A 20,221-nucleotide genomic window follows, 5' to 3' on the forward strand; every position below is an offset into this window, starting at 1 on the left:
CGGCGCGCTGATGCTGCTTGCCCATATGCCGCTCGGCGCGCTCGACTCACAGCGCCGCCTCGACCAGCTTTTTCATAGCGCCTGGACGATCAAGGACGGCGCGCCGCCCGACATCTGGGCGCTTGCCCAGTCGCACGACGGTTACCTCTGGCTCGGCACCGGGGCGGGCCTTTATCGGTTCGATGGCGTCCGTTTCGAAAAGGTCAGGCTCGCGCCGGGCAACCGCATGCCGTCGGCCAATATCAATGCGTTATATGTCGACCCCGCCGGCGATCTGTGGATCGGGTTCGAGGCAGGCCAGATCGCGCGGCTTCGCAACGGCGGGCTCACGACCTTTTCGTTCGGCGCCCGCAGCGCAGCGGTGCTCCAGATCGCAGGCGGCCGAAACAACGGTATCTGGGCCGCGCTCAAGAACCGCGATCGGGGCGGGCTCGCGCGCTTCCTGGCGGGCCGGTGGAGCTTCATCGGCGACGAAGCCGGCCTTCCCGCCGGCGCCGTTTCGAGCGTCGTGGTCGCGCGCGATGGATCGGTCTGGACCACGACCGCAGGATGGCTGTGGGTATTACGCCCCGAGGCACAAAGGTTCGAGCGGACCGTCGAACCGGCCGCTGCGCGCGCGCGTATCTTCGAGGCGCGCGACGGCCGTATCTGGCTCTCGCCGGGTGGCTCGCGGCCGATCCACGCGATCGCCGGCTCGCTGCAGCCCGCTGGGCTGAAAAGCGCGCCGCCCTCGGGCGTTCCGTCCAGTGTCGAGCCGAGTGGCGAGCCGATGCTGATCGATCGCGACGGTGTGTTGTGGGCCGCGCGCGCGGCCGGCGGGATCTTCCGCGTCATCGGCAACGATCGGCCGCCGGCTTCGCGGTCGCTCGAGCGCTTCACGCTGAAGAACGGGCTGAGTTCGGACATTGCCAGCCCGCTGCTCGAAGATCGCGAGGGAAATATCTGGGTCGGGACTAATCTCGGTCTCGATCGCTTCCGGGAAGCCAATGCAGTCGCCGCGCCGGGTCTCCCGCCGACATCGCGCAAGGGTTTTCAGATTGCGGCCGGCAAGGACGGCGCCGTCTATGTCCTCACCGGCGAGACCTTGTTCGAGGCGCACGCCAATCGCGCCGCGCAACCGATCGCGCATTACCGCGGTTGGCCGCGGTCGCTCCATGTCGACCGGTCGAACGCTCTGTGGGCGGGGTTTGATGACGGCATCGCGCGCCTCGCAGGCTCGCATTTTCGCTTCGCGGCGCTGCCCCGCGACGCGCAAGGCACGGTGACCGGCTGGCTGGAAAGCGCCGATTTGCTCTGCGCGGCGGTGTTGGAGCACGGCATCTTCTGCCGTTATCCGAGCGGATGGAGGCGAGCGCCGCCGCCGCTCGGCGCCCAGCGCCGCGCGCCGGTCCAGATGCTGTCGGATGCGCGCGGCCGGGTCTGGCTCAACTATGTCGACCACCTCGTCACGCTCGACGGGAATCGGCAGATCGCGGCTTCGGAGAAGAACGGGCTCGCGGCCGGCAGGATCGAGCTCGTCACGTCAATCGGCGAGCAGATCTACATATTGGGCGACTTCGGGCTCGCGCGCTTCGACGGACGGCGTTTCCAGACGCTCCGTGCGGAAAGACATCCGCGGCTCAGCCGACTGTCCGGCATGGTGCTGGGAAGCGACGGCGCCGTCTGGCTGAACGGCATTTCCGGGGTGACGAGGGTTGCGGTCGCGGATCTCGCCGCCGCCTTCGTCCATCCCGAGCGCGAGCTACGCTCCACCCTCTTCGACCTCGACGATGGCCTACCCGGGGTGGCGCAGCAGGATTCGAACACGCCGACCGCGATCGAGGCACAAGATCACCGCCTGTGGTTCGTCACCAGCCACGGCATCGCGTGGATCGATCCGCAGCATCTGTCGAAGAACGCGCTGGTTCCGCCGGTGTCGATCAATCGGCTCGTTGCCGGCGGCCGATCCTTCGCGACCGGCGCACCGATCCACCTTCCGGCCGGCACGACCGGCGTCCAGATCGATTATGCCGCGCTCAGCCTTTCGATCCCCGAGCGCGTGCGTTTCCGTTACCGGCTCGAAGGGGTCGACGCCGCGTGGGTCGATCCGGGGCACCGGCGACAGGCTTTCTATACCGGGCTCGGCCCGGGTCATTATCGCTTCCAGGTCATCGCGGCCAACAATGACGGCGTCTGGAACCGGTCAGGCGCGACGGTGAGCTTCGACATCCTGCCGACACTCTGGCAGAGCGTCTGGTTCAAGGTCCTCATCGCGATCGCGTTCATCGCCGGCGGCTGGCTGCTCTATTCGCTGCGCATGCGGCAGGTGGCGTCCACGATCCGCCAGCAGGTCGAAGGCCGGTTGCGCGAGCGCGAGCGGATCGCGCGCGAGCTTCACGATACCTTGCTGCAAGGCTTTCAAGGGCTGATCTATCGCTTCCAATCGGCGATCGACACATTGCCGCCTTCGCACGGCGCACGCGCGAACCTGGAGGAGGCGCTCGACCGGGCTGACGCGGCGCTTGCGGAGGGACGCGACAGCGTCCGCAACCTGCGCACCACATCGACCAGCGACAATATCGCCCAGCATTTCGCGGATACCGCCGCGCAAGCCGGCACCACATCCTCGGCGACCTTCCACGTCGTCACCGAAGGGCCGCCGCGCCGGCTATGTCCGCCTGTTCACGCCGAGATATTGCGCATCGGGGACGAGGCGATCCTCAATGCCCTGCGTCATTCGAAAGCCCAGAAGATCATTGTGAACATCATCTATCATAAGCGCGAATTCCTGTTGCAAATTGCCGATAACGGGATTGGAATCGCGCCGGAGGTGGCCGCGGGCGGCGGGCGGCCCGACCATTTCGGGATGACGGGGATGCGCGAGCGAGCCGAAGTTGTCCGGGGCAAATTCTCGATCGCCAGCCGCCCCGGTGGCGGAACGCAGGTGACGCTGACCGTCCCGGCATCGATCGCCTATGAGCAAAGATCCGGGCTATCGAGTCGCTTCGCCCACCGTCGCTGGCTGATCGAGGATTGAAGGTGAATTCGCCGAACCAGAGCCGCGCGATCAGACTGATGACGGTCGACGATCATCCGCTGCTGCGCGACGGTCTCGCCGCGCTGATCGGCGGCCAGCCGGATATGGAACTGGTTGCAGAAGCCTCGAACGGGGCCGAGGCGGTGGAAGCCTATCGCTCGGCCCGGCCCGATGTCACCTTAATGGATCTGCAGATGCCCGGCATGGGGGGCATCGACGCGATCGCAGCCATTCGCGCCGAATTCGCCGCGGCGCGGATCATCGTCCTCACGACCTATGCCGACGAGAACAATGCCGTGCGCGCGCTGAAGGCCGGCGCGGCTGGTTATCTTCTCAAGAGCGCGGTGCGACGCGACCTGCTCGATACAATTCGGGCGGTGAATGCCGGGCTGCGGCGGGTGCCTGCGGAGATCGCGTGCCAGATCGCGGTGCATATCGGCCAGGAGGAGCTCACGAGCCGCGAGATCACGGTGGTTCAGCTCGCCGCCGGAGGCAATGCCAACAAGCAGATTGCCCGCCACCTCTCGATATCCGAGGACACGGTCAAAGCGCATATGAAGAGCATCTTCGCCAAGCTTGAAGCCTCGGACCGGGCGCATGCCGTGGCGATCGCGGCAAAGCGCGGGTTCATCGAAATCTAGGCTCGGCCGGACAAATTTCCGGCTCGAGCATTGCGGGCGGGCGAACGGGAGCGCTGGCATCTCGGAAACCCGCTCGGCGAACAGCCTGCCCCCGGCGGTCAGGCCCCGTTCCCCTTTCGAGGTGGGACGACCCTACCCGTTGGAGGCTTGTCCAAAAGGTGCGGCATTTGCTTCCTTCATCGGGTGAAGGAAGCCGACATGACCGCAGTACCAGCCCTCTTGACGAGCGGGCGGTCGTCTACCGCAAACCCCGCGATCCGCACATATTCGCATGTCGCCCTGCCCGTTGCCGGCAAGGTGACGCAGCCGCGGCCAATGCACTCGCGCGCCTCATCTATTCCAAAATCTGGAACGATCAGTCTCAATTTATCCGTCTGATCCGAAAACAGAAATGTGCCTAGCGTCGAGGAACGGCAGCGAGATGCTGCACAACAGAGGAGCTTTTCATGACGATCACCGCCACGCCGACCCCGGGCAAATCGCTGATCTCGCCGACCGATCATGCGCTCATCCTGATCGATTTCCAGTCGCAGATGGCGTTTGCCACCAAGTCGATCGCCACGGAAGTGCTGCGCAACAATGCCGCGCTGATCAGCCGGGCCGCCAAGTCGTTCGATGTGCCGACGATCCTCACCACCGTCGCCAAGGACAGCTTTTCGGGGCCGATGTTCACCGAGATCGCCGATGCGTTTCCGGGCCAGAAGATGTTCGATCGTACCTCGATGAACACCTGGGAAGACGCCGCCGTGATCGAAGAGGTCAATCGCATCGGCAAGACGCGGCTGGTGATGGCTGGGCTTTGGACCAGCGTCTGCATCGTCGGCCCGGTCGCCTCGGCGATCGATCAGGGTTTCGACGTCTATTTCATCGCCGATGCCTGTGGCGACATATCGGCCGAAGCGCATGAACGCGCGGTGCAGCGGATGATCCAGCTCGGCGCCAAGCCGATGACCTCGCTCCAATATATGCTCGAGCTGCAGCGCGACTGGGCGCGCACCGAAACCTATGAGTCGACCACCGGCATCGCGCGCCAATATGGCGGCGGTTACGGCCTCGGCATCATCTACGCCAAGACGATGTTCAACGCCTCCGAAGGGCATTGACGGAACGCAGGACTGGCGGCCGCCCCCTCCCCTGTCCCGGTCGCCGGTCCTGCACCGTCAGAGTCAAACGCGCTGCTCGCGGCCCGGGAAGGGACGCCGATGCGCAGCTGAAGAGCCATTTTTGCGGAGCATTGTGCGATGAAGCCCTATCTTATCTCGCTCGCTGTCGGCTTGCTGGTTGGCATCATCTACAGCCTCCTCGGCGTCCGGTCGCCCGCGCCCCCGGCGATCGCGCTGATCGGGCTGCTCGGCATGCTGGTCGGCGAACAGGTCGTGCCGATCGCCAAGCGGCTGGCGTCAGGGCAGGAAATGGCCGTCTTCCTCAGGAAGGATTGCGCCGAACATATCCTCGGCCGGCCGATCGACCAGCCCCGAGACGACGCGTGACATTCACCCGCCGCGACACGATCGCCGGAAGCGCCGCCGCGGCCGGCGCGCTTCTCGCCTCGCCGCTTTACGCAAGGAACAATCCGGTGGCTCATTCGGATCTCATCATCATCAACGCCAAGGTGTCGACGCTCGATCGCGCCAATCCCCAGGCTGAAGCCATCGCCATTCGCGACGGCAAATTCCTCGCCGTCGGCAGCGAGGGCGAAGTTCGCGCCGCCGTCGCGCCCGATGCGGAGGTTATCGACGCCAAGGGGCGCCGCGTCATCCCCGGCCTGATCGACAGCCACATGCACATCATCCGCGGCGGGCTCAATTTCAACATGGAGCTGCGCTGGGACGGCGTGCCTTCGCTGGCCGAGGCGATGGCGATGCTCAAGATGCAGGTCGATCGCACCCCGGCGCCGCAATGGGTGCGCGTGGTCGGCGGCTTCACCGAGCATCAATTCGCCGAGAAGCGCCTGCCGACGATCGCCGAACTGAACACGGTGGCGCCCGACACGCCGGTGTTCATCCTCCACCTCTACGATCGCGCGCTGCTCAACGGGGCTGCGTTGCGCGCCGTCGGCTACACCAGGGACACGCCCAACCCGCCGGGTGGCGAGATCGTTCGCGATGCTGCGGGCAATCCCACCGGCCTGCTGCTCGCCCAGCCCAATGCCACGATCCTCTATGCGACGCTCGCCAAAGGGCCGAAGCTCCCGCCCGAATACGCGATCAACTCGACGCGCCACTTCATGCGCGACGTCAACAGCCTCGGCGTCACCGGGGTGATCGATGCCGGCGGCGGTTTCCAGAATTACCCCGAAGATTATGAGATCATCGAGAAGCTGCATCGGGACGGCGAGCTCACCGTCCGCATCAGCTACAATCTCTTCACCCAGAAGTCCAAGGAAGAGCTGGCCGATTTCCAGTCCTGGGTGAAGCAGGTCTCGCCGGGCCAGGGCGACGACAGCTACCGCCACAACGGTGCGGGCGAGATGCTGGTCTATTCGGCGGCCGATTTCGAAGATTTCCGCGTCGCGCGCCCGGATATGCCGCCGAACATGGAAGGCGATCTTGAGCCGGTCATCCGCCTGCTCGCCGAGCATCGCTGGCCGTGGCGGCTCCACGCCACCTATGACGAGACGATCGGCCGCGCGCTCGACGTCTATGAGAAGGTCAACAAGGACATCCCGTTCGAGGGGATCAACTGGTTCTTCGATCATGCCGAGACGATCAGCGACCGCAATATCGACCGGATCGCGGCGCTCGGCGGCGGCATCGCCGTGCAGCATCGCATGGCCTATCAGGGCGAATATTTCGTCGAACGCTATGGCGCCAAGGCCGCCGAGCGCACACCGCCGATCGCGAGGATGCTCGCCGCGGGGCTGCACGTCGGCGCCGGCACCGATGCGACGCGGGTCGCCAGCTACAATCCCTGGGTCTCGCTTTCCTGGCTGGTCACCGGCCGCACGATGGGCGGCCTGAAGCTCTATCCCGACGCGAACCGCGTCAGCCGTGACAAGGCGCTCGCGATGTGGACCCACGAGAACACCTGGTTCTCGAACGAGGTCGGCAAGAAGGGGCAGATCAAGGCGGGCCAGCTCGCCGATCTCGCGGTCCTGTCGGACGATTATTTCTCCGTCCCGGAGGACGAGATCGTCCATATCCGCTCGCTGCTGACCTTGCTCGGGGGCAAGGTGGTGCATGGCGAAGGCGATTATGCCGGCATTGCGCCCACGCTTCCCAAGCCGATGCCCGATTGGTCGCCGGTCGCGGTCTTCGGCGGCTATCACAAGACCCCCGAGGCGCGTGCCAAGCTCGCCGCCGCCTGCGCCTGCCATTCGGCCTGCGCGGTGCACGGGCATGACCACGCGAGCGCGCTCGGCGCGAGCGTTCCGGTTGCCGATGTCCAGACCTTCTGGGGTGCGCTCGGCTGTGGATGCTGGGCGGTCTGACGCGAAATCCCTTCAGGAGAAAACAGATGAAGCGCATTGCCTTTCTGCTTGGTGCCGCGATCGTCGTCGCCGCGCCCGCCGCGCCGCTTCTGGCGCGCGAGGCGCCGGTGCAGACGCCCGATTATTCGGTCGGCCCGCAATATGACACGACCCATGTCTATGTCCCCGAAGCCGAGTTCGACAAATTCGTCGCAAGCTTCGTCGCGACCTTCGGCGGCACCACGTCGAAACAGGGCGAGTTTCAGGTCACCCCGACCAAGAGCCTCACCAAGTCGCAGCTCGCACTGACACCCGCCGGCACGGTCTCGGTGTTCGGCTTCAAGACGCCGATCCCCTATCCGTTCGGCGACGAGCGGACCGGTTATCTCGTGACCGACATGGACGCGGCGGTGACCTCGGCGGTGAAGCACGGCGCGATCCGGCGCATCACGACCTTCCCCGATCCGATCGGGCGCGATGCGGTCATCCAATGGCCGGGCGGTGTCAACATGCAGATCTACTGGCACACGACGAAACCCAATTACACGCCGCTCGCCACGGTGCCCGAGAACCGCATCTATCTGACGGCAGACGCCGCGGACCGCTTCATCAGCGACTGGACCGGGTTCGCCCACGGCAAGATCGCTTCCGACAATCGCGCGGCGCCGGGGGCCGAGGTCGGCCAGCCGGGCAAGACGATCCGGCGGGTCGCGATCGACAGCGGATACGGAAAGATGGTCGTGTTCGTCACCGACGGGCAACTCCCCTGGCCCTATGGGCGCGACATGGCCGGCTATGCGGTCTCCGATCTCGCCGCGACGCTCGCCAAGGCGACCGCGGCCGGCGCCGAAACGCTCGTCACCCCCTCGACGGTCGGCGGTCGCCAAACCGCGATCGTCCAGTTCCCGGGCGGCTATATCGCCGAGATACACGCCGAGGCGGCGAAGTGATGATGCGCGCCGGCCAGGATCCACGCTTTGTCGACGCCATTCTCGAATGGGCGCCGACCTGGTTCATCGCGCGGTTGATGCTGGTCGGCGCCTATCTGCTGGGCGGCGTCGTCAAGCTCAGCGATTGGCCGGCGGCGGTCGCCGAGCAGGCGCATTTCGGGATGACCCCGCCGGCGCTGTGGGCGGGGATCACGATCGCGATCGAACTCGTCGGGCCTCTGCTCATCCTGTCGGGTCGATTGATCTGGCTCGGCGCCGGCATGCTCGGGGTCTTCACGCTGCTCGCCGCCTTCACCGCGAACGCCTTCTGGTCGATGCCGGCAGGCGCGGAGCGGTTCGCCGCGACCAACGCCTTTTTCGAGCATATCGGATTGATCGGCGGGTTCGTGCTGGCGGCGCTGGTCGCCGAGCAAGCGAAGCGGCGTGCCTAGGTTACTTGCGACCGCCGTTATCGCGCTCGTCGGTTATGTGGCACCGGTCGCGGCGCAAACGACCGAGCCGTGGCAGGCGCCGACGCTCACGATCACCCGCTTCGACGAGGATTGGGCGCATCTCGCCAATGCCGAAAAGCGCGCGCATCACTGGACCGGCAAATTCAAATATATCCCGATCAGCGACGACATCTGGCTCTCGACGGGGATCGAGATCCGTGCCCGCAACGAGAATTTCGCGAACAATTTCTGGGGCAGCGGCCCGGCGCCCGACGACAGCTATCTCTGGCTGCGCGTCATGCCTTATGCCGATCTTCACGTCGGGCAGTTTCGTACCTTCGTCCAGCCGATCGCCGCCTATGCAATAGGCGTTCGCCCGGCAGCCTCGCCGATCGACCAGACCCGCGTCGAGCTGTTGCAGGGCTTTGCCGAACTGGACCTTGGCGCGATCACGCTGCGCGGCGGCCGACAGATGATCTCGCTCGGCACCGAGCGGCTTGTGGGCACACGCTATGGCCCCAATGTCCCGCTCGCGTTCGACGGGGTGCGAACGATCGTTTCCTTGGGCAAGGCCAAGGTCAATCTGTTCGCGGTCAACCCGGTCGTGCCGGGGCCGGGCAGCTTCGACGACAAGACCTCCCCAACCAAGATGCTGTGGGGCGCCTATGCCGTACTTCCGGGCGTCGATCTCTATTATCTCGGCTATCGCAACCGCGTCGCGCATTTCGGCGGGGTGACGGGACGCGAGGTCCGGCACAGCATCGGTGCCCGCCTCAATGGCGCTAAGGGCAACCTTCACTGGAATATCGAGGGCGTCGCGCAATTCGGGCATTTCGCGGGAAAGACGATCGGTGCCTGGACGGTCGGCTCCGAGGCCGGGGTGAAGCTCGCAAAGCTCCCGCTCACCCCCGATGCAACCCTGCGCTTCAACGTCGTCAGCGGCGACGGCAGACGCGATGATCGCCACCTCGGAACCTTCAATGCGCTGTTTCCCAAGGGGAAATATTTCGGCGAATTGTCCCCGGTCGGGCCGACCAACATCATCAGCGCCAATCCACGCGTCAGCGCCAGGCTCAACCGCACGATGTCCGCGAGCCTCGCCGCAATGGGCTATTGGCGCTATTCGACCGCCGACGGCGTCTACGACATTCCCGGCAATCTGATCCGCGCGCCCGGCAACAGCCGCGCACGCTTCATCGGCAAGGAGGCCGAGGTGACGCTCTCGTGGCAGGCGACCGCCGAATTGGGGCTGTCGACATCCTTCTCGCTATTCCAGCCCGGCACCTTCATCCGCGAGACCGGGCCGGCCAAAACGATCCGGCTGATCGGCCTCGAAGCCAATTTCCGTTTCTAATCAAAGGAGGTCGCCGATGGCGAGTTCACCCCCCGCTAAAGACAAACCCGTCTCCTCTCCCCTACCCGGGCTACTCCTGCTACTCTCGGCCACCACCGGGCTGGTCGACGCGGTCAGCGTGCTGGGGCTCGGCAAGGTGTTCACAGCGAACATGACGGGGAATATCGTCTTTCTCGGCTTCGCGCTCGCGCAGACGCCGGGCTTCTCGATCGCCACCACGCTGGTCGCGCTCCTCACGTTCTCGGTGGGCGCATTCATCGGCGGGCGGACCGGCCAGACCTTCGGCAAGAAGCCCCTGCGGCACTGGCTGGTGGTCGCGGCGAGCATCGAGGCGGGGTTGCTGTGGATCGCGGCGATCGTCTCATTATTCTTCGACCCCAAAGGCCTCGGGCCGCAATGGGCGCTCCTCAGCATCATCGCATTGACCGCGATCGCGATGGGGTTCCGCAATGCGACGATCCGCCAGCTCAAGGTCCCCGACCTTACCACGACGGTGCTGACGCTGACGATCACCGGGATCGCCGCGGACTCGCGTCTCGCCGGCGGCAGCGCCCCCAATCTCATGCGGCGGATCGCCGCGATCGTCGCGATCCTCGCCGGTGCGTGCGTCGGCGCGATCATGGTGACCCGGATCGGGCTCGCTTTCCCGCTGGCGGTGGCCGGGTTCATCGTTTTTGCCGGCACGATCCTGTGCGTCCAGCATCCCGCCGCCGCCAAGCCGCACGATCGTTGAAGGGCACCTCCTCCGGCCGAAATAGCGATGCCTCGTTTAGCCGCCGAGCGCTGGCATCGTCGCCCGCCTGCCGATTTGTTCCCACCAATCGAGCCGCGCGATCCTGTAGCAACGATGTAATGATCGAGTTCGGCTTCATCCCCGCCGGCTGGAGCTTTCCGTCCACACGTATTGCGTGGCTGTCGCCGGACGCCCCAAAGCGTGGTTACAAAGCTCACCCCGACCGGTCGACTGCATCGACAATCGCCGCAACCGGCTGATGCCAAGTTCTCGACAGCACTGTTGCTCCTTTGCCTGAAGCCAAGCGGGCCTGTGGTGGCGCGCAGTCCTGTCGAGTGCGCCATTTCCCCCGATAGTTTGGATCGCGATGTCCCGGCCGCAACGACGGCTGAGGGAATCGATCCCGCGCGTGCCGCTTTGCTGCGCAAGATCAACCGCAGCATGCGCAGCGGACCTTTCGACGCACTGCACGGCGGTACAGGCAACAACGGTTCGTCGCACACTGCACTCCAATTACCCGCTCTCCCGACCGTCCTACCGATGACGTTCATGCGCGAGACAGGTGAATCTGAACACGCCGACCGCACTGGGGGAGTTTCAAGGGAGACGCTCGATGCGCACCAATATGAATAGCCGAAGAGTTCGCTTCCCGCTGGCCGCACTGGCCCTGTTTGCCTCGGGCAACGTGTTCGCACAGGAACAGACCGCGCCCGACCAGAATGTCGTCGTCACCGGCGTGCAGGAGCATGACGCAGCGGCGATGACGCCGGGACCTGAGGTCAAGGGCGTGATCACTGCACGCAACGGCGACAAGATGAAGGTCAAGACCGCCGACGGCAACAGCGTCGTGATCGCGGTCAACGATGCGACGCGGGTCAAGACCGGCGGTCTGTTCGGCGGCCGCGGCAAGCTGGGCGCGGAATCGCTGCTCAACGGGATGCCGGTCACTGTCAAGACGCTGCAAGCGGGCGACGCCCTAGTGGCGAGCCAGGTTACGTTCCGCAACAACGACCTCAAGACCGCGTCGATGATCCGCAACGCGACCGATCAGCGCTTCGACGAGCAGACCGCGGCGACCGAGGCGCTGCGCGGCCGGCTGGGCGATATCGACAAATACAACATCAAGGGCACCACCAACGTGCACTTCGATACCGGCAAGTCGGATCTGTCGGCGCAGGACAAGGCGCTGCTCTGCTCGACCGCGACCACCGCCCAGGGAACCGAAAACGCGCTGTTGCTGGTCGTCGGCTATACCGATTCGACCGGCGGCGACGACTTCAACCAGCAGCTCAGCGAGAAGCGCGCCAGCCGCGTGATCAATTATCTCCAGCAGAATTGCGGCTGGAAGCCCTATCGCATGCTTACCCCCACCGGGATGGCCAAGGCCGACCCGCTGGCAAGCAATGACACCCCCGAAGGCAAAGCCCAGAATCGCCGCGTCGCGGTGAATATCCTGGTCAGCAAGAGCGTCGACGGGATGTGAATAGCGCGGGGAGGCCCCGCCTCCCCGCATGCGGCGCCCCCGAGGCGCCCCGCAATCGGATCGGGAACGGCCGGCCCGCTCCCGACGCCGTATTCTTGTGCCCGGATGATCCGCCGCGCTGCGCGGCCCGGTCTTTTCCCGCGGTCTTCAAACGCCTGTTTTTGCTGGCGCGCTAACCGAAATGCATGCGATCCTTCGCCTACCGACTCGGCATCCCGCACGGTCGGAAGGGGTGATGATGATGAGGCTGATTCTCGCCGCGCTGACGGCCACCGCATTGCTGTCCACGCCGGCGTTCGCTGCGCCGTGCCGCGACGCCAAAGGCAAGTTCATCAAATGTGCCACCAAGCCCGCACCGAAAACCACGCGGTGCAAGGACGCCAAGGGCAAATTTGCCAAATGCGGCACGCCGGGCGCGCATCCGGCATAAGAACCGGCATGGCCGGCGATGCGAATTGCCGGCCATCCATTTCCGAAAAGGTTCGGCCGAAGCTCATCCCGGCGGTTGAAGGTCCACCCGGAGGGTTGAGTGCAAAATGTGTCCACCCCGGCGGAGGCCGGGGTCCAGCATCGGGCCGCTCGTAACTGGGCCAAATAATCCAAATTCCGAGACGGCGCCTTAAGCCACTGAAATAACTGGCGTCCCCGAGAGGATTCGAACCTCCGACCTGCGGTTTAGGAAACCGTCGCTCTATCCTGCTGAGCTACGGGGACGTGGAGCCGCCCTATCCGCTGGTTTCTTTACGGTCAATTGAGCGTCTCGGGCGGCTGGACCGGGAGCGGCAGCGGGGCGACGGGCACCCCTTCCTCCGCCAGCGCCTTCGCTTCGGCGGGGGTCGCCTGGCCGTGGATCGGCTCGTGATCGCGCTCGCCGAGATGCATCGAGCGCGCCTCCTCGGCGAAACTCTTGCCGACCCAGCGCGAGCCTTCGAGCGCCTTGGCCTGCGCCGCGGCGAGCGCTTCCAGCACATGCTTGACCTGATCGGGGCGCGGCGCTTCGGCGCGGTCGCCCTTGGGCGAGACGCGCGGCGCCATCACCGCCTTGGACACGTCGGTCGCGCCGCATACCGGGCAGCCGATCAACCCGCCGCGCCGCTGCTCGTCGAACGCCTCGGACGAGGCGAACCACGCTTCGAACACATGGTCCACAGGGCAGCGCAGATCGAATACGATCACGGCGCGATCTCCACCGGAGGGATCGCGCGGCGATGCGCGATCACCGGGACGCGCGCGCGCACCGCCTCGACCGCGCCGAGATCGAGTTCGGCGAAACCGATGCCGGGCGCCGCGCCCATATCGAGCAGCACCTCGCCCCACGGATCGACCACCAGCGAATGGCCATAGGTCACGCGGCCGTCGGCATGTTCGCCAGTCTGCGCCGCGGCGATGACGAAAGCGGCGGATTCGATCGCACGGGCGCGCATCAGGATATGCCAATGCGCGGCGCCGGTGGGGCGGGTGAATGCCGCCGGGATGCTGAGCGCGGTGGCGCCGGCATCGCTCAGCGCGGCGAACAGCCCGGCGAAGCGCAGGTCGTAACAGATCGCCAGCCCGAGCCGCCCGATCGGCGTATCCGCCACCACCGCGGTCTCGCCGGCGGTATAAGCGGCGGATTCGCGCCAGCGCTCGCCGGTCGGCAGATCGACATCGAACAGATGGAGCTTGTCGTAGCGCGCGCGGATGCGGCCCTCGGCGTCGATCACGAAGCTGCGGTTGGCTAGCTTGCCGTCCGCCCGGCGCAACGCGAGCGAGCCCAGTTCGACCCAGATCCCCGCCGCCGCGGCCGCCGCGCGCACCGCCGCCAGCACGCCGTCCTCGTCTTCCGACACCAGCGACGCCGCCGCACGCGCGCGATCGCTGTCGAGCAGGCCGCTCATTTCGGGAGTGAACAGCATCGCCGCGCCGCCCCGCGCCGCCTCATGCACCGCCGCGACCAGATCGGCGGCGTTGCGCGCCGGGTCAATCCCGGTCGTCGTCTGGGCGAGCGCGATCTTCACGCCGAGAGCAGCGCGTCGAGCTTGCCCGCCGCTTCCAGTGCGGCGAGATCGTCCGACCCGCCGATATGCCGATCGCCGATGAACACCTGCGGCACGGTGGTCCGCCCGCCGGCGCGCTGGATCATCTCGCCGCGTTTGGGGCCGCCCATCGTGATGTCATATTCGGTCGGCTCGACGCCCTTCTCCGCCAGCAGGCGCAGCGCGCGCGTGCAATAGGGACAAAAGGCCTTGGTATAGATTTCGACATTCGCCATCCTGCCGAAGTGTGGGTCGGGGCGGCGCTTGTCAATCCGCCTCGCTCATGTCGAGCACCCGCGCCCAGCACAGGATCGTGACGCTCGCGGCGCCCGCCGCCAGCAACGCCGATGTCGCGGCATTGCCCGTCGCGCCGCTGGTGTGGACATCGTCGACCACCACCACCGCCCGCCCCGCGACGCTCGCCTTGCGCCCCGGTGCAACGCGCAGCGCCCCCGCCAGTGCCGCGCGACGGCCGCGCGCGCCGAGCCCGCGCAGCACCGGGGTCGCGCGGTGCCGCTCGAGCGCGCGATGATCGACCGGCATTCCGCTCAGCCGCGCCAGCGCCCCGGCGATCAGCCCCGCCTGATTATAGCCGCGCCGCCACAACCGCCAGCGATGCAGCGGCACCGGGACGAGCAGGTCCGCGCCCGCCGGCATCAGCCGCGCCATATGGCGCGCCGCGGTTTCGGCATAAGCGGCGCGCCCGCCATATTTGAGCTTCAGCGCCAGCGTCCGCGCGACCGCGCCATAAGCGACCGCGGCGCGCACCCCGCGATGACGCGGCGGATCGGCGAGACAGGTGCCGCATAACGCCCCTGCCCCGCGATCGAACGCGAAAGGCAGGTTGCAGCCCGCGCACCACGGCGGCCCGAGAAAATGCAGGCTCCCCCAGCAACCCGCGCAGAAGCGGTGATCGGCGGGGGTCACCGCGCCGCAACCGGGGCAGCGCGGCGGCAGCGCCAGCCCGAGCGCCTGCGCCATCCCCTGTCTGATCCGGCCCCCCGGCATTGCGCCCTTGTCCCGCCGATCGGGTGCGGGCACAAGCCCCGCGCATGCGCCCCCCCGAAATCTTCGACCGCAACGCCCGCCGGATGCGCCGCGACCGGATCGCCGATCGCTACCCCGCGCACGATTTCCTGCGCGCCGCGATGATCGACGGGCTGCTCGACCGGCTGGCGAGCGTGAAACGTTCGTTCCACGACGTGCTCGATCTCGGCAGCTTCGACGGTGCCTTTCCTGCCCCGCCCGGCGCGCGCATCGTGCGGCTCGACGCGGGGCGGCGCTTCGCCGCGCAATCGGGCGGGGTGCAGGGCGACGAGGATCGCCTGCCGTTTGCGGATGCGTCGTTCGATCTGATCGTCTCGGCCGGGGTGCTCGATACGGTGAACGACCTGCCGGGCGCGCTGGCGCTGATCCGCCGCGCGCTTCGTCCCGACGGGCTGTTTCTCGGCGCATTTGTCGGCGCGGGCAGCCTGCCCGCGTTGCGCACCGCGCTGCGCGAGGCGGAAGGCGATCGGCCGGCGCCGCGGCTCCACCCGCAGATCGACGTCCGCGCCGCGGGGGACCTGCTGCTGCGCGCCGGCTTCGCGCTCCCGGTCGCCGATATCGAGACGCTCGACGTGCGATACCGCGATATCGGGCGGCTGTTCGACGATCTGCGCTACATGGGCGCGGGCAACCTGCTGGCGGAGCGCCGCGCGATGCCGCGCGAGGTGCTGATGCGGACGGCGGCGGCCTTCGCCCGTCAGGCGGATGCCGACGGGCGCACTACCGAGCGCTTCGCGATCGTCTATCTCACCGCCTGGGCACCCTCGCCCGATCAGCCGCTGCCGGCAAGACGCGGCAGCGCCACCGCCTCGCTCGCGGCGGCGATCGGCAAGCCGAAGGTTTAGACGTCGAGAGCGAGCCCCTCATTGTGCTCCCGCGAAGGCGGGAGCCCAGACTGTGTCCCCGCCTTCGTGGGGACCCGGGGGAGTAGCGTCAGAGGATCATCCCGTCGTCGCCGGACGCGAGCACGCGGCCCATCGATTCGAACAGGATGTCCATCGCGACCGGCTTGAAGATCACATCGTCGGCGCCTGCCTCCAGGCAGCGCTCACGCAGATCGGGGGCGGTATCGGCGGTGACGACGATCACCGGCACTGACGCCTTGGCATCGCCGCGCTTGCGGATTTCGCGGATCGCCGAAATGCCGTCCATCCCCGGCATGCGCAGGTCGACCAGAAGGATATCGAAATCCTCGCGATCGAGGATCGCTAATCCTTCCTCGGCGCTTTCTGCTTCGGCCATGGCGGCGCCCGCGACTTCCAGCATGTCGCGAACCACGCGCCGGTTCATCCGGTCGTCTTCAATAAAAAGAACATTCATTGGCGTGGGACCGGATCGCGCGGCAGTCGTTTCATGTGCGTACCTTTATTGCCTCAAGCCGCTGCAGAGACAAGCAAAGCCGCACTCGGTTTATCGAATAATGTGATTAATAATTCGTCGCGCGCAATAGGCTTGACGATCACCTTGTCAATCCCCGCGCGCTCCAGCGCCTCGCGCTCGTCGGCCAGCCCGGCCGGCCCGAGCAGGGCCAGCGTGGCGGCCCCCGCTTTCGCGCGCAATGTGGCGATCGCCGCCAGCGCATCCTCGTCCTGACGCAATGTCGCATCGTCGAGCAGGATGACCTGCGGCGCGCCGTCGTCGAGCAACCCGAGCGCCTCGCCGACCGAGCCGGCGAAAGTCACCTTGCCCGCGCGCGGCTCGAACAGCGTCTTGAACATCGCGCGGGTGATCGGGTTGCGGTCGACCACCAGCATTCCCTCGCCCGCCGCGACCCCGACCGCCGCCGGCGCCTCGGCGCGGACCAGCGGTAGATCGAGCGTGAAGGTCGACCCCGCCTCGAGCCGGCTTTCCACCGTCACCTCGCCCCCCATCGCGCGCGACAGGTTGCGGCAGATCGCGAGGCCAAGCCCGGTGCCACCATATTGCCGCGTCGTCCCCGCATCGGCCTGACGGAACGCCTCGAATATCTCCTCATGCTTGTCGGGCGAGATGCCGATGCCGGTGTCGGCCACCGTCAGCCGCCAGCGATCGTCCACCGCCGTGGCGGTCAGGCTGATCCCGCCGGCCGGGGTGAATTTCACCGCATTGGAGAGGAGGTTGAAGATGATCTGGCGCAACCGCGTGGCGTCGCCGACGATCCACTGCGGGCCGTCGGTCAGCGTCATGTCGAAGGTCAGGCCCTTGGTGCGCGCCTGCTCGGCCCACATGCCGGTCGCATCGCGCATCAGCTGACGCAGATCGAACGGCGCCTCCTCGATCGTCATGCGGCCGGTTTCCATCTTCGCCACGTCGAGGATGTCGTCGACCAGCGCGCGCATGTTGACCCCCGCGCCGTGGACGACCGACAAGCGGTCGCGCGTCGCCGCGTCGAGCCGCTCGTCCGCCAGCATCACCTGCGTCATGCCGAGGATGCCGTTGAGCGGGGTGCGGATCTCGTGACTGGTCGTGGCGAGGAATTCGGTCTTGGCGGCGAGCGCCTTGGCCAATGCCGCGTTGCTGATTGCCAAACGGTTGCGGCTGCGCCGCAAGGTGAGGATGCTGAACGCGAGCAGGGTGATGATCAGCGCCGTGGCCGCAGCCGCGCCGATAAACACCAGCCGCTGCGTGCGCGCGCGCTCACGCTCGAAGGCGACGGTCTTCTGGAGATCGTCGGCCTTCAACTTGGTGATGCGCAATTCCTGATTGGCGAAATCGAATTGCGCCGATGCCAGCGCCGCGCTGTTCGACCGCGCGAGTTCGGTGGCGCGATCGTCGAGCCGCTTGAGCGCGGCGAGATGTTTGAGCGCCAGCGTATCCTCGCCGAGCGCGCTGTATACGCGATAGGCGATATCGTGTGCGTCGCGGTCGGTAAGCTCGGTCTTGTCGAGATCCACACCGCGGAACCGCGCGTCGATCAGGGTGCGGGCTTGTTGCAGCCGGTGATGCTCGAAGGCCGACTGGGCGGCGAGCACCTGGAATAGGGGGTGATAGGCAACTGCGTTAGGTTTTTCGCTAAGGGCTATACCCTCTGAAATGGCACGATCCGCCCCCGGCAAATCATGCTGCATGAGCCGCACCCGCGCTACGTTGCTCAAAATCAGCGCAACGAGAAAGTCGCTCGACATGCCGCGCGCCGTTTGCAGCGCGAGCGCATATTGCGCTTCCGCCTCGGGGAAGCGCTTCAAATCCTTAAACGCACTGCCGCGGCCGTTGTAAATCGCGAGAGAAAGGCCGGGATCCTTCGAGTACACATCCTTGGCTTGGTCGAAATAGCGCAACGCCGCGACATAGTCGTTGCCGCCGTTATAAAGCAAAGCGATCCCGATAAGCGCCTTCGCCCTGCTCCTGTCATCACCAAGAATGCGGAACAATTCGTGCGCCTGGTGCAGATTCGTCAGGGCAAGCGCCACCTCGCCTGATGCTGTGCGCGCGCTGCCAAGCGATAGCAAGATATCAGCCTCGAGGTGGCTTCCCTTGTCCGAACGCTCCGCCAGGCGCTGAGCGTCACTCAACAACACGAGGGCGCGCTGCGTTTCGTTGACCCGGAGATTTGCCTCGCCGAGCAACCACAAAGCCGTCGCCTGCATATGCGACGAACGCTGTTGGCGCGCATAGGCCAGCGCCGCCTCCCCAAGGTCGATCGCCTTGCGGGGATCAGCCAGCATCGTGGCTTTCACGTCAGCGGCAGTCTTTTCGAATGCGTCGCTCGAATTGGCGTGGGCAGGCGCAGGCCCGAGCAACGCCAGGCTGATCGCCGAAGCGGCGGCGAACGCGCCGCGACGCGGTTTCATCCCCGCTTCCAGACCGAAGCCAGGCGGTTGAGCGGGTTGCGAGCGTCATGCGCGGCGGCTTGCTGCCGGGATTCATCGTCGAGGAATTCGATCAGCGCCTCGCTGGCGACCGGGCGGCTGATCAGGAAGCCCTGCACCATGTCGCACCCCATCACGGTGAGCAGCGCGAGCGCGGCGTGGCTTTCCACCCCTTCCGCGACGACCTCCATCTCCAGCGCATGCGCCAGATCGATCGTCGAGCGAACGATCAGCGGGTCGCGGTTGGAGCTGGTGAGCTGGGTCACGAACAATTTGTCGATCTTCAACTCGCTCGCCGGGAGCTGCTTGAGGTAGGCGAGGCTCGACAGCCCGGCGCCGTAATCGTCGATCGCGATGCGGATGCCGATATCGGCGAATTTCTGAAGGTTGGCGATCGCGCTCACCGGATCGCGGATCACCGAGGTTTCGGTGACCTCGAACCCGAGCGTCGCGTCGCTCCCGGTGATCATCTCGCATGCCTGCTCGATGAACGCCGTGTCGGCGAGCAGCTGGCCCGAAAGATTGACGAACAGCCGGAGATCGTGCCCGGCTTCCCGGAAGCGCGCCTGATCGGCGATCACGCGGCGGATCGTCCACAAGGTCAGCCGGTCGATCAGATCGGCTTCTTCCGCGGCGGCGATGAAATCGCCCGGCGGGATCATCCCGCGTTCCGGGTGGCGCCAGCGGATCAACGCCTCCGCGCAGGTAACCTGCTGGCGGCGAACGTGGAATTTCGGCTGGTAGAACATCACCAGCTCGTCGTTCTCGATCGCCCGATCGAGTTCCATCATCAACGAAGCGCCGCTGACTTCCGCCGCCGGCGACCGAAGCACGTTGCGGCGCGAGCGTTCGAGCGCCGCCTCGGCGCGTTCGACGATCGTCACCATATCGAGATCGGTCTGCGACGCGATCGCCGTTCCGAAGATCAGCGACGGCTCGCATTTCCGCCCGGCGATATCGAGCGACTGCCCGCCGACCGCGTAAAGTGCGGTCAACAGCGCGTCATATTCGGCGCTCGACCCGACCTCCGCGATCACCTCGACAAGGTTGCGCCCGACGATTGTGACGACGCCGAGCGGCGCGGCATCCTCCAGCCGCGTCGCGATCCGATCGACCAGCGTACGCGCGCCATCATTGCCCAAGTCACGGCGCAACGCGGCGAAATTCGCGATCTCCGTCAGGATCACGCACCGCCATCCCGTTTCGGGACGGACGGGTACGTCCAATGCACCGCTCACCTCGGGCGCGGCATCCTCAGGGAGCAAGTGCGATCGGCGCGACATCATCAGTCTCAGCGATATCGGGAAGGGCTGAAGATATCGTTAATCGGCGGGAAAGGTCGGGACCCAAGCCA

At 66.3% G+C, this 20,221-nt stretch carries 19 protein-coding genes and 1 tRNA gene; 12 read left to right on the top strand and 8 right to left on the bottom strand.

Annotated features, from left to right (window positions below; genetic code table 11):
- The first annotated feature begins 10 nt into the window (after window positions 1-10).
- The 11 genes from NED98_RS04855 to NED98_RS04905 all read left to right on the top strand — a co-directional run bounded on the left by NED98_RS04855 (window position 11) and on the right by NED98_RS04905 (window position 12,447).
- Window positions 11-3,016 carry a sensor histidine kinase gene (locus NED98_RS04855; protein WP_265312108.1) on the top strand — a complete coding sequence of 1,002 codons (3,006 nt, stop codon included), beginning with the start codon at window positions 11-13 and terminating at the stop codon, window positions 3,014-3,016.
- A 2-nt stretch (window positions 3,017-3,018) separates the two neighbouring features.
- Complete coding sequence (locus NED98_RS04860; RefSeq protein WP_265268391.1) at window positions 3,019-3,657, top strand: response regulator; 639 nt, start codon at window positions 3,019-3,021, stop codon at window positions 3,655-3,657.
- 446 nt (window positions 3,658-4,103) lie between these two features.
- Entirely contained in the window at window positions 4,104-4,760 is a 657-nt protein-coding gene (locus tag NED98_RS04865) for a hydrolase (RefSeq protein WP_265312109.1), read from the top strand.
- Window positions 4,761-4,898: 138 nt separating this feature from the next.
- Window positions 4,899-5,147: a XapX domain-containing protein gene (locus tag NED98_RS04870; protein ID WP_179511713.1), complete on the top strand. Its 249-nt coding sequence runs from the start codon at window positions 4,899-4,901 to the stop codon at window positions 5,145-5,147.
- 86 nt (window positions 5,148-5,233) lie between these two features.
- Window positions 5,234-7,087 carry an amidohydrolase gene (locus NED98_RS04875; protein WP_265312307.1) on the top strand — a complete coding sequence of 618 codons (1,854 nt, stop codon included), beginning with the start codon at window positions 5,234-5,236 and terminating at the stop codon, window positions 7,085-7,087.
- Window positions 7,088-7,113: 26 nt separating this feature from the next.
- The gene (locus NED98_RS04880) at window positions 7,114-8,016 is read left to right on the top strand and encodes a glyoxalase (RefSeq protein ID WP_265312110.1); all 903 of its coding nucleotides are present in this window, start codon (window positions 7,114-7,116) and stop codon (window positions 8,014-8,016) included.
- A gap of 2 nt (window positions 8,017-8,018) precedes the next feature.
- Window positions 8,019-8,447: a DoxX family protein gene (locus NED98_RS04885; RefSeq protein ID WP_179513642.1), complete on the top strand. Its 429-nt coding sequence runs from the start codon at window positions 8,019-8,021 to the stop codon at window positions 8,445-8,447.
- Window positions 8,440-9,801, top strand: a complete 1,362-nt coding sequence (locus NED98_RS04890) for an alginate export family protein (RefSeq protein ID WP_265312111.1) — start codon at window positions 8,440-8,442, stop codon at window positions 9,799-9,801. The genes NED98_RS04885 and NED98_RS04890 overlap by 8 nt, the downstream gene beginning before the upstream one ends.
- A gap of 16 nt (window positions 9,802-9,817) precedes the next feature.
- On the top strand, window positions 9,818-10,534 hold the full coding sequence (locus tag NED98_RS04895) for a YoaK family protein (RefSeq protein WP_265312112.1): 717 nt from the start codon (window positions 9,818-9,820) through the stop codon (window positions 10,532-10,534).
- A gap of 613 nt (window positions 10,535-11,147) precedes the next feature.
- Entirely contained in the window at window positions 11,148-12,017 is an 870-nt protein-coding gene (locus tag NED98_RS04900) for an OmpA family protein (RefSeq protein WP_265268386.1), read from the top strand.
- 241 nt (window positions 12,018-12,258) lie between these two features.
- A complete protein-coding gene (locus NED98_RS04905) occupies window positions 12,259-12,447 on the top strand; it encodes a hypothetical protein (RefSeq protein WP_209547709.1) in 189 nt (62 codons plus the stop codon).
- Window positions 12,448-12,654: 207 nt separating this feature from the next.
- Here the strand turns inward: NED98_RS04905 and NED98_RS04910 are convergent.
- The 5 genes from NED98_RS04910 to NED98_RS04930 all read right to left on the bottom strand — a co-directional run bounded on the left by NED98_RS04910 (window position 12,655) and on the right by NED98_RS04930 (window position 15,013).
- Window positions 12,655-12,731, bottom strand: a tRNA-Arg gene (locus NED98_RS04910).
- 33 nt (window positions 12,732-12,764) lie between these two features.
- Complete coding sequence (locus tag NED98_RS04915; protein WP_265312113.1) at window positions 12,765-13,193, bottom strand: DUF1178 family protein; 429 nt, start codon at window positions 13,191-13,193, stop codon at window positions 12,765-12,767.
- Window positions 13,190-14,014, bottom strand: a complete 825-nt coding sequence (locus NED98_RS04920; RefSeq protein ID WP_265312114.1) for a carbon-nitrogen hydrolase family protein — start codon at window positions 14,012-14,014, stop codon at window positions 13,190-13,192. Before NED98_RS04920 ends, NED98_RS04915 begins: the two co-directional genes overlap by 4 nt.
- Complete coding sequence (gene grxC, locus NED98_RS04925; RefSeq protein WP_265312115.1) at window positions 14,011-14,268, bottom strand: glutaredoxin 3; 258 nt, start codon at window positions 14,266-14,268, stop codon at window positions 14,011-14,013. Before grxC ends, NED98_RS04920 begins: the two co-directional genes overlap by 4 nt.
- Window positions 14,269-14,299: 31 nt before the next feature.
- The gene (locus NED98_RS04930) at window positions 14,300-15,013 is read right to left on the bottom strand and encodes a ComF family protein (RefSeq protein ID WP_265312116.1); all 714 of its coding nucleotides are present in this window, start codon (window positions 15,011-15,013) and stop codon (window positions 14,300-14,302) included.
- Window positions 15,014-15,084: 71 nt separating this feature from the next.
- Between NED98_RS04930 and NED98_RS04935 the strand changes: the two genes are divergently transcribed.
- A complete protein-coding gene (locus NED98_RS04935; protein ID WP_265312117.1) occupies window positions 15,085-15,924 on the top strand; it encodes a methyltransferase domain-containing protein in 840 nt (279 codons plus the stop codon).
- An 88-nt stretch (window positions 15,925-16,012) separates the two neighbouring features.
- Here the strand turns inward: NED98_RS04935 and NED98_RS04940 are convergent, their stop codons facing one another.
- The 3 genes from NED98_RS04940 to NED98_RS04950 are packed head-to-tail and all read right to left on the bottom strand — an operon-like array spanning window position 16,013 to window position 20,054.
- Window positions 16,013-16,399, bottom strand: coding sequence for a response regulator (locus tag NED98_RS04940; RefSeq protein WP_179511723.1), 387 nt, complete (start codon window positions 16,397-16,399; stop codon window positions 16,013-16,015).
- A gap of 53 nt (window positions 16,400-16,452) precedes the next feature.
- Window positions 16,453-18,849, bottom strand: a complete 2,397-nt coding sequence (locus NED98_RS04945) for an ATP-binding response regulator (protein ID WP_179511724.1) — start codon at window positions 18,847-18,849, stop codon at window positions 16,453-16,455.
- The gene (locus NED98_RS04950; protein ID WP_265312118.1) at window positions 18,846-20,054 is read right to left on the bottom strand and encodes an EAL domain-containing protein; all 1,209 of its coding nucleotides are present in this window, start codon (window positions 20,052-20,054) and stop codon (window positions 18,846-18,848) included. The genes NED98_RS04945 and NED98_RS04950 overlap by 4 nt, the downstream gene beginning before the upstream one ends.
- Window positions 20,055-20,221: the final 167 nt, after the last annotated feature.

The organism is Sphingomonas lycopersici, from assembly GCF_026130605.1.
GTDB classification, from domain to species: Bacteria; Pseudomonadota; Alphaproteobacteria; order Sphingomonadales; family Sphingomonadaceae; genus Sphingomonas; species Sphingomonas lycopersici.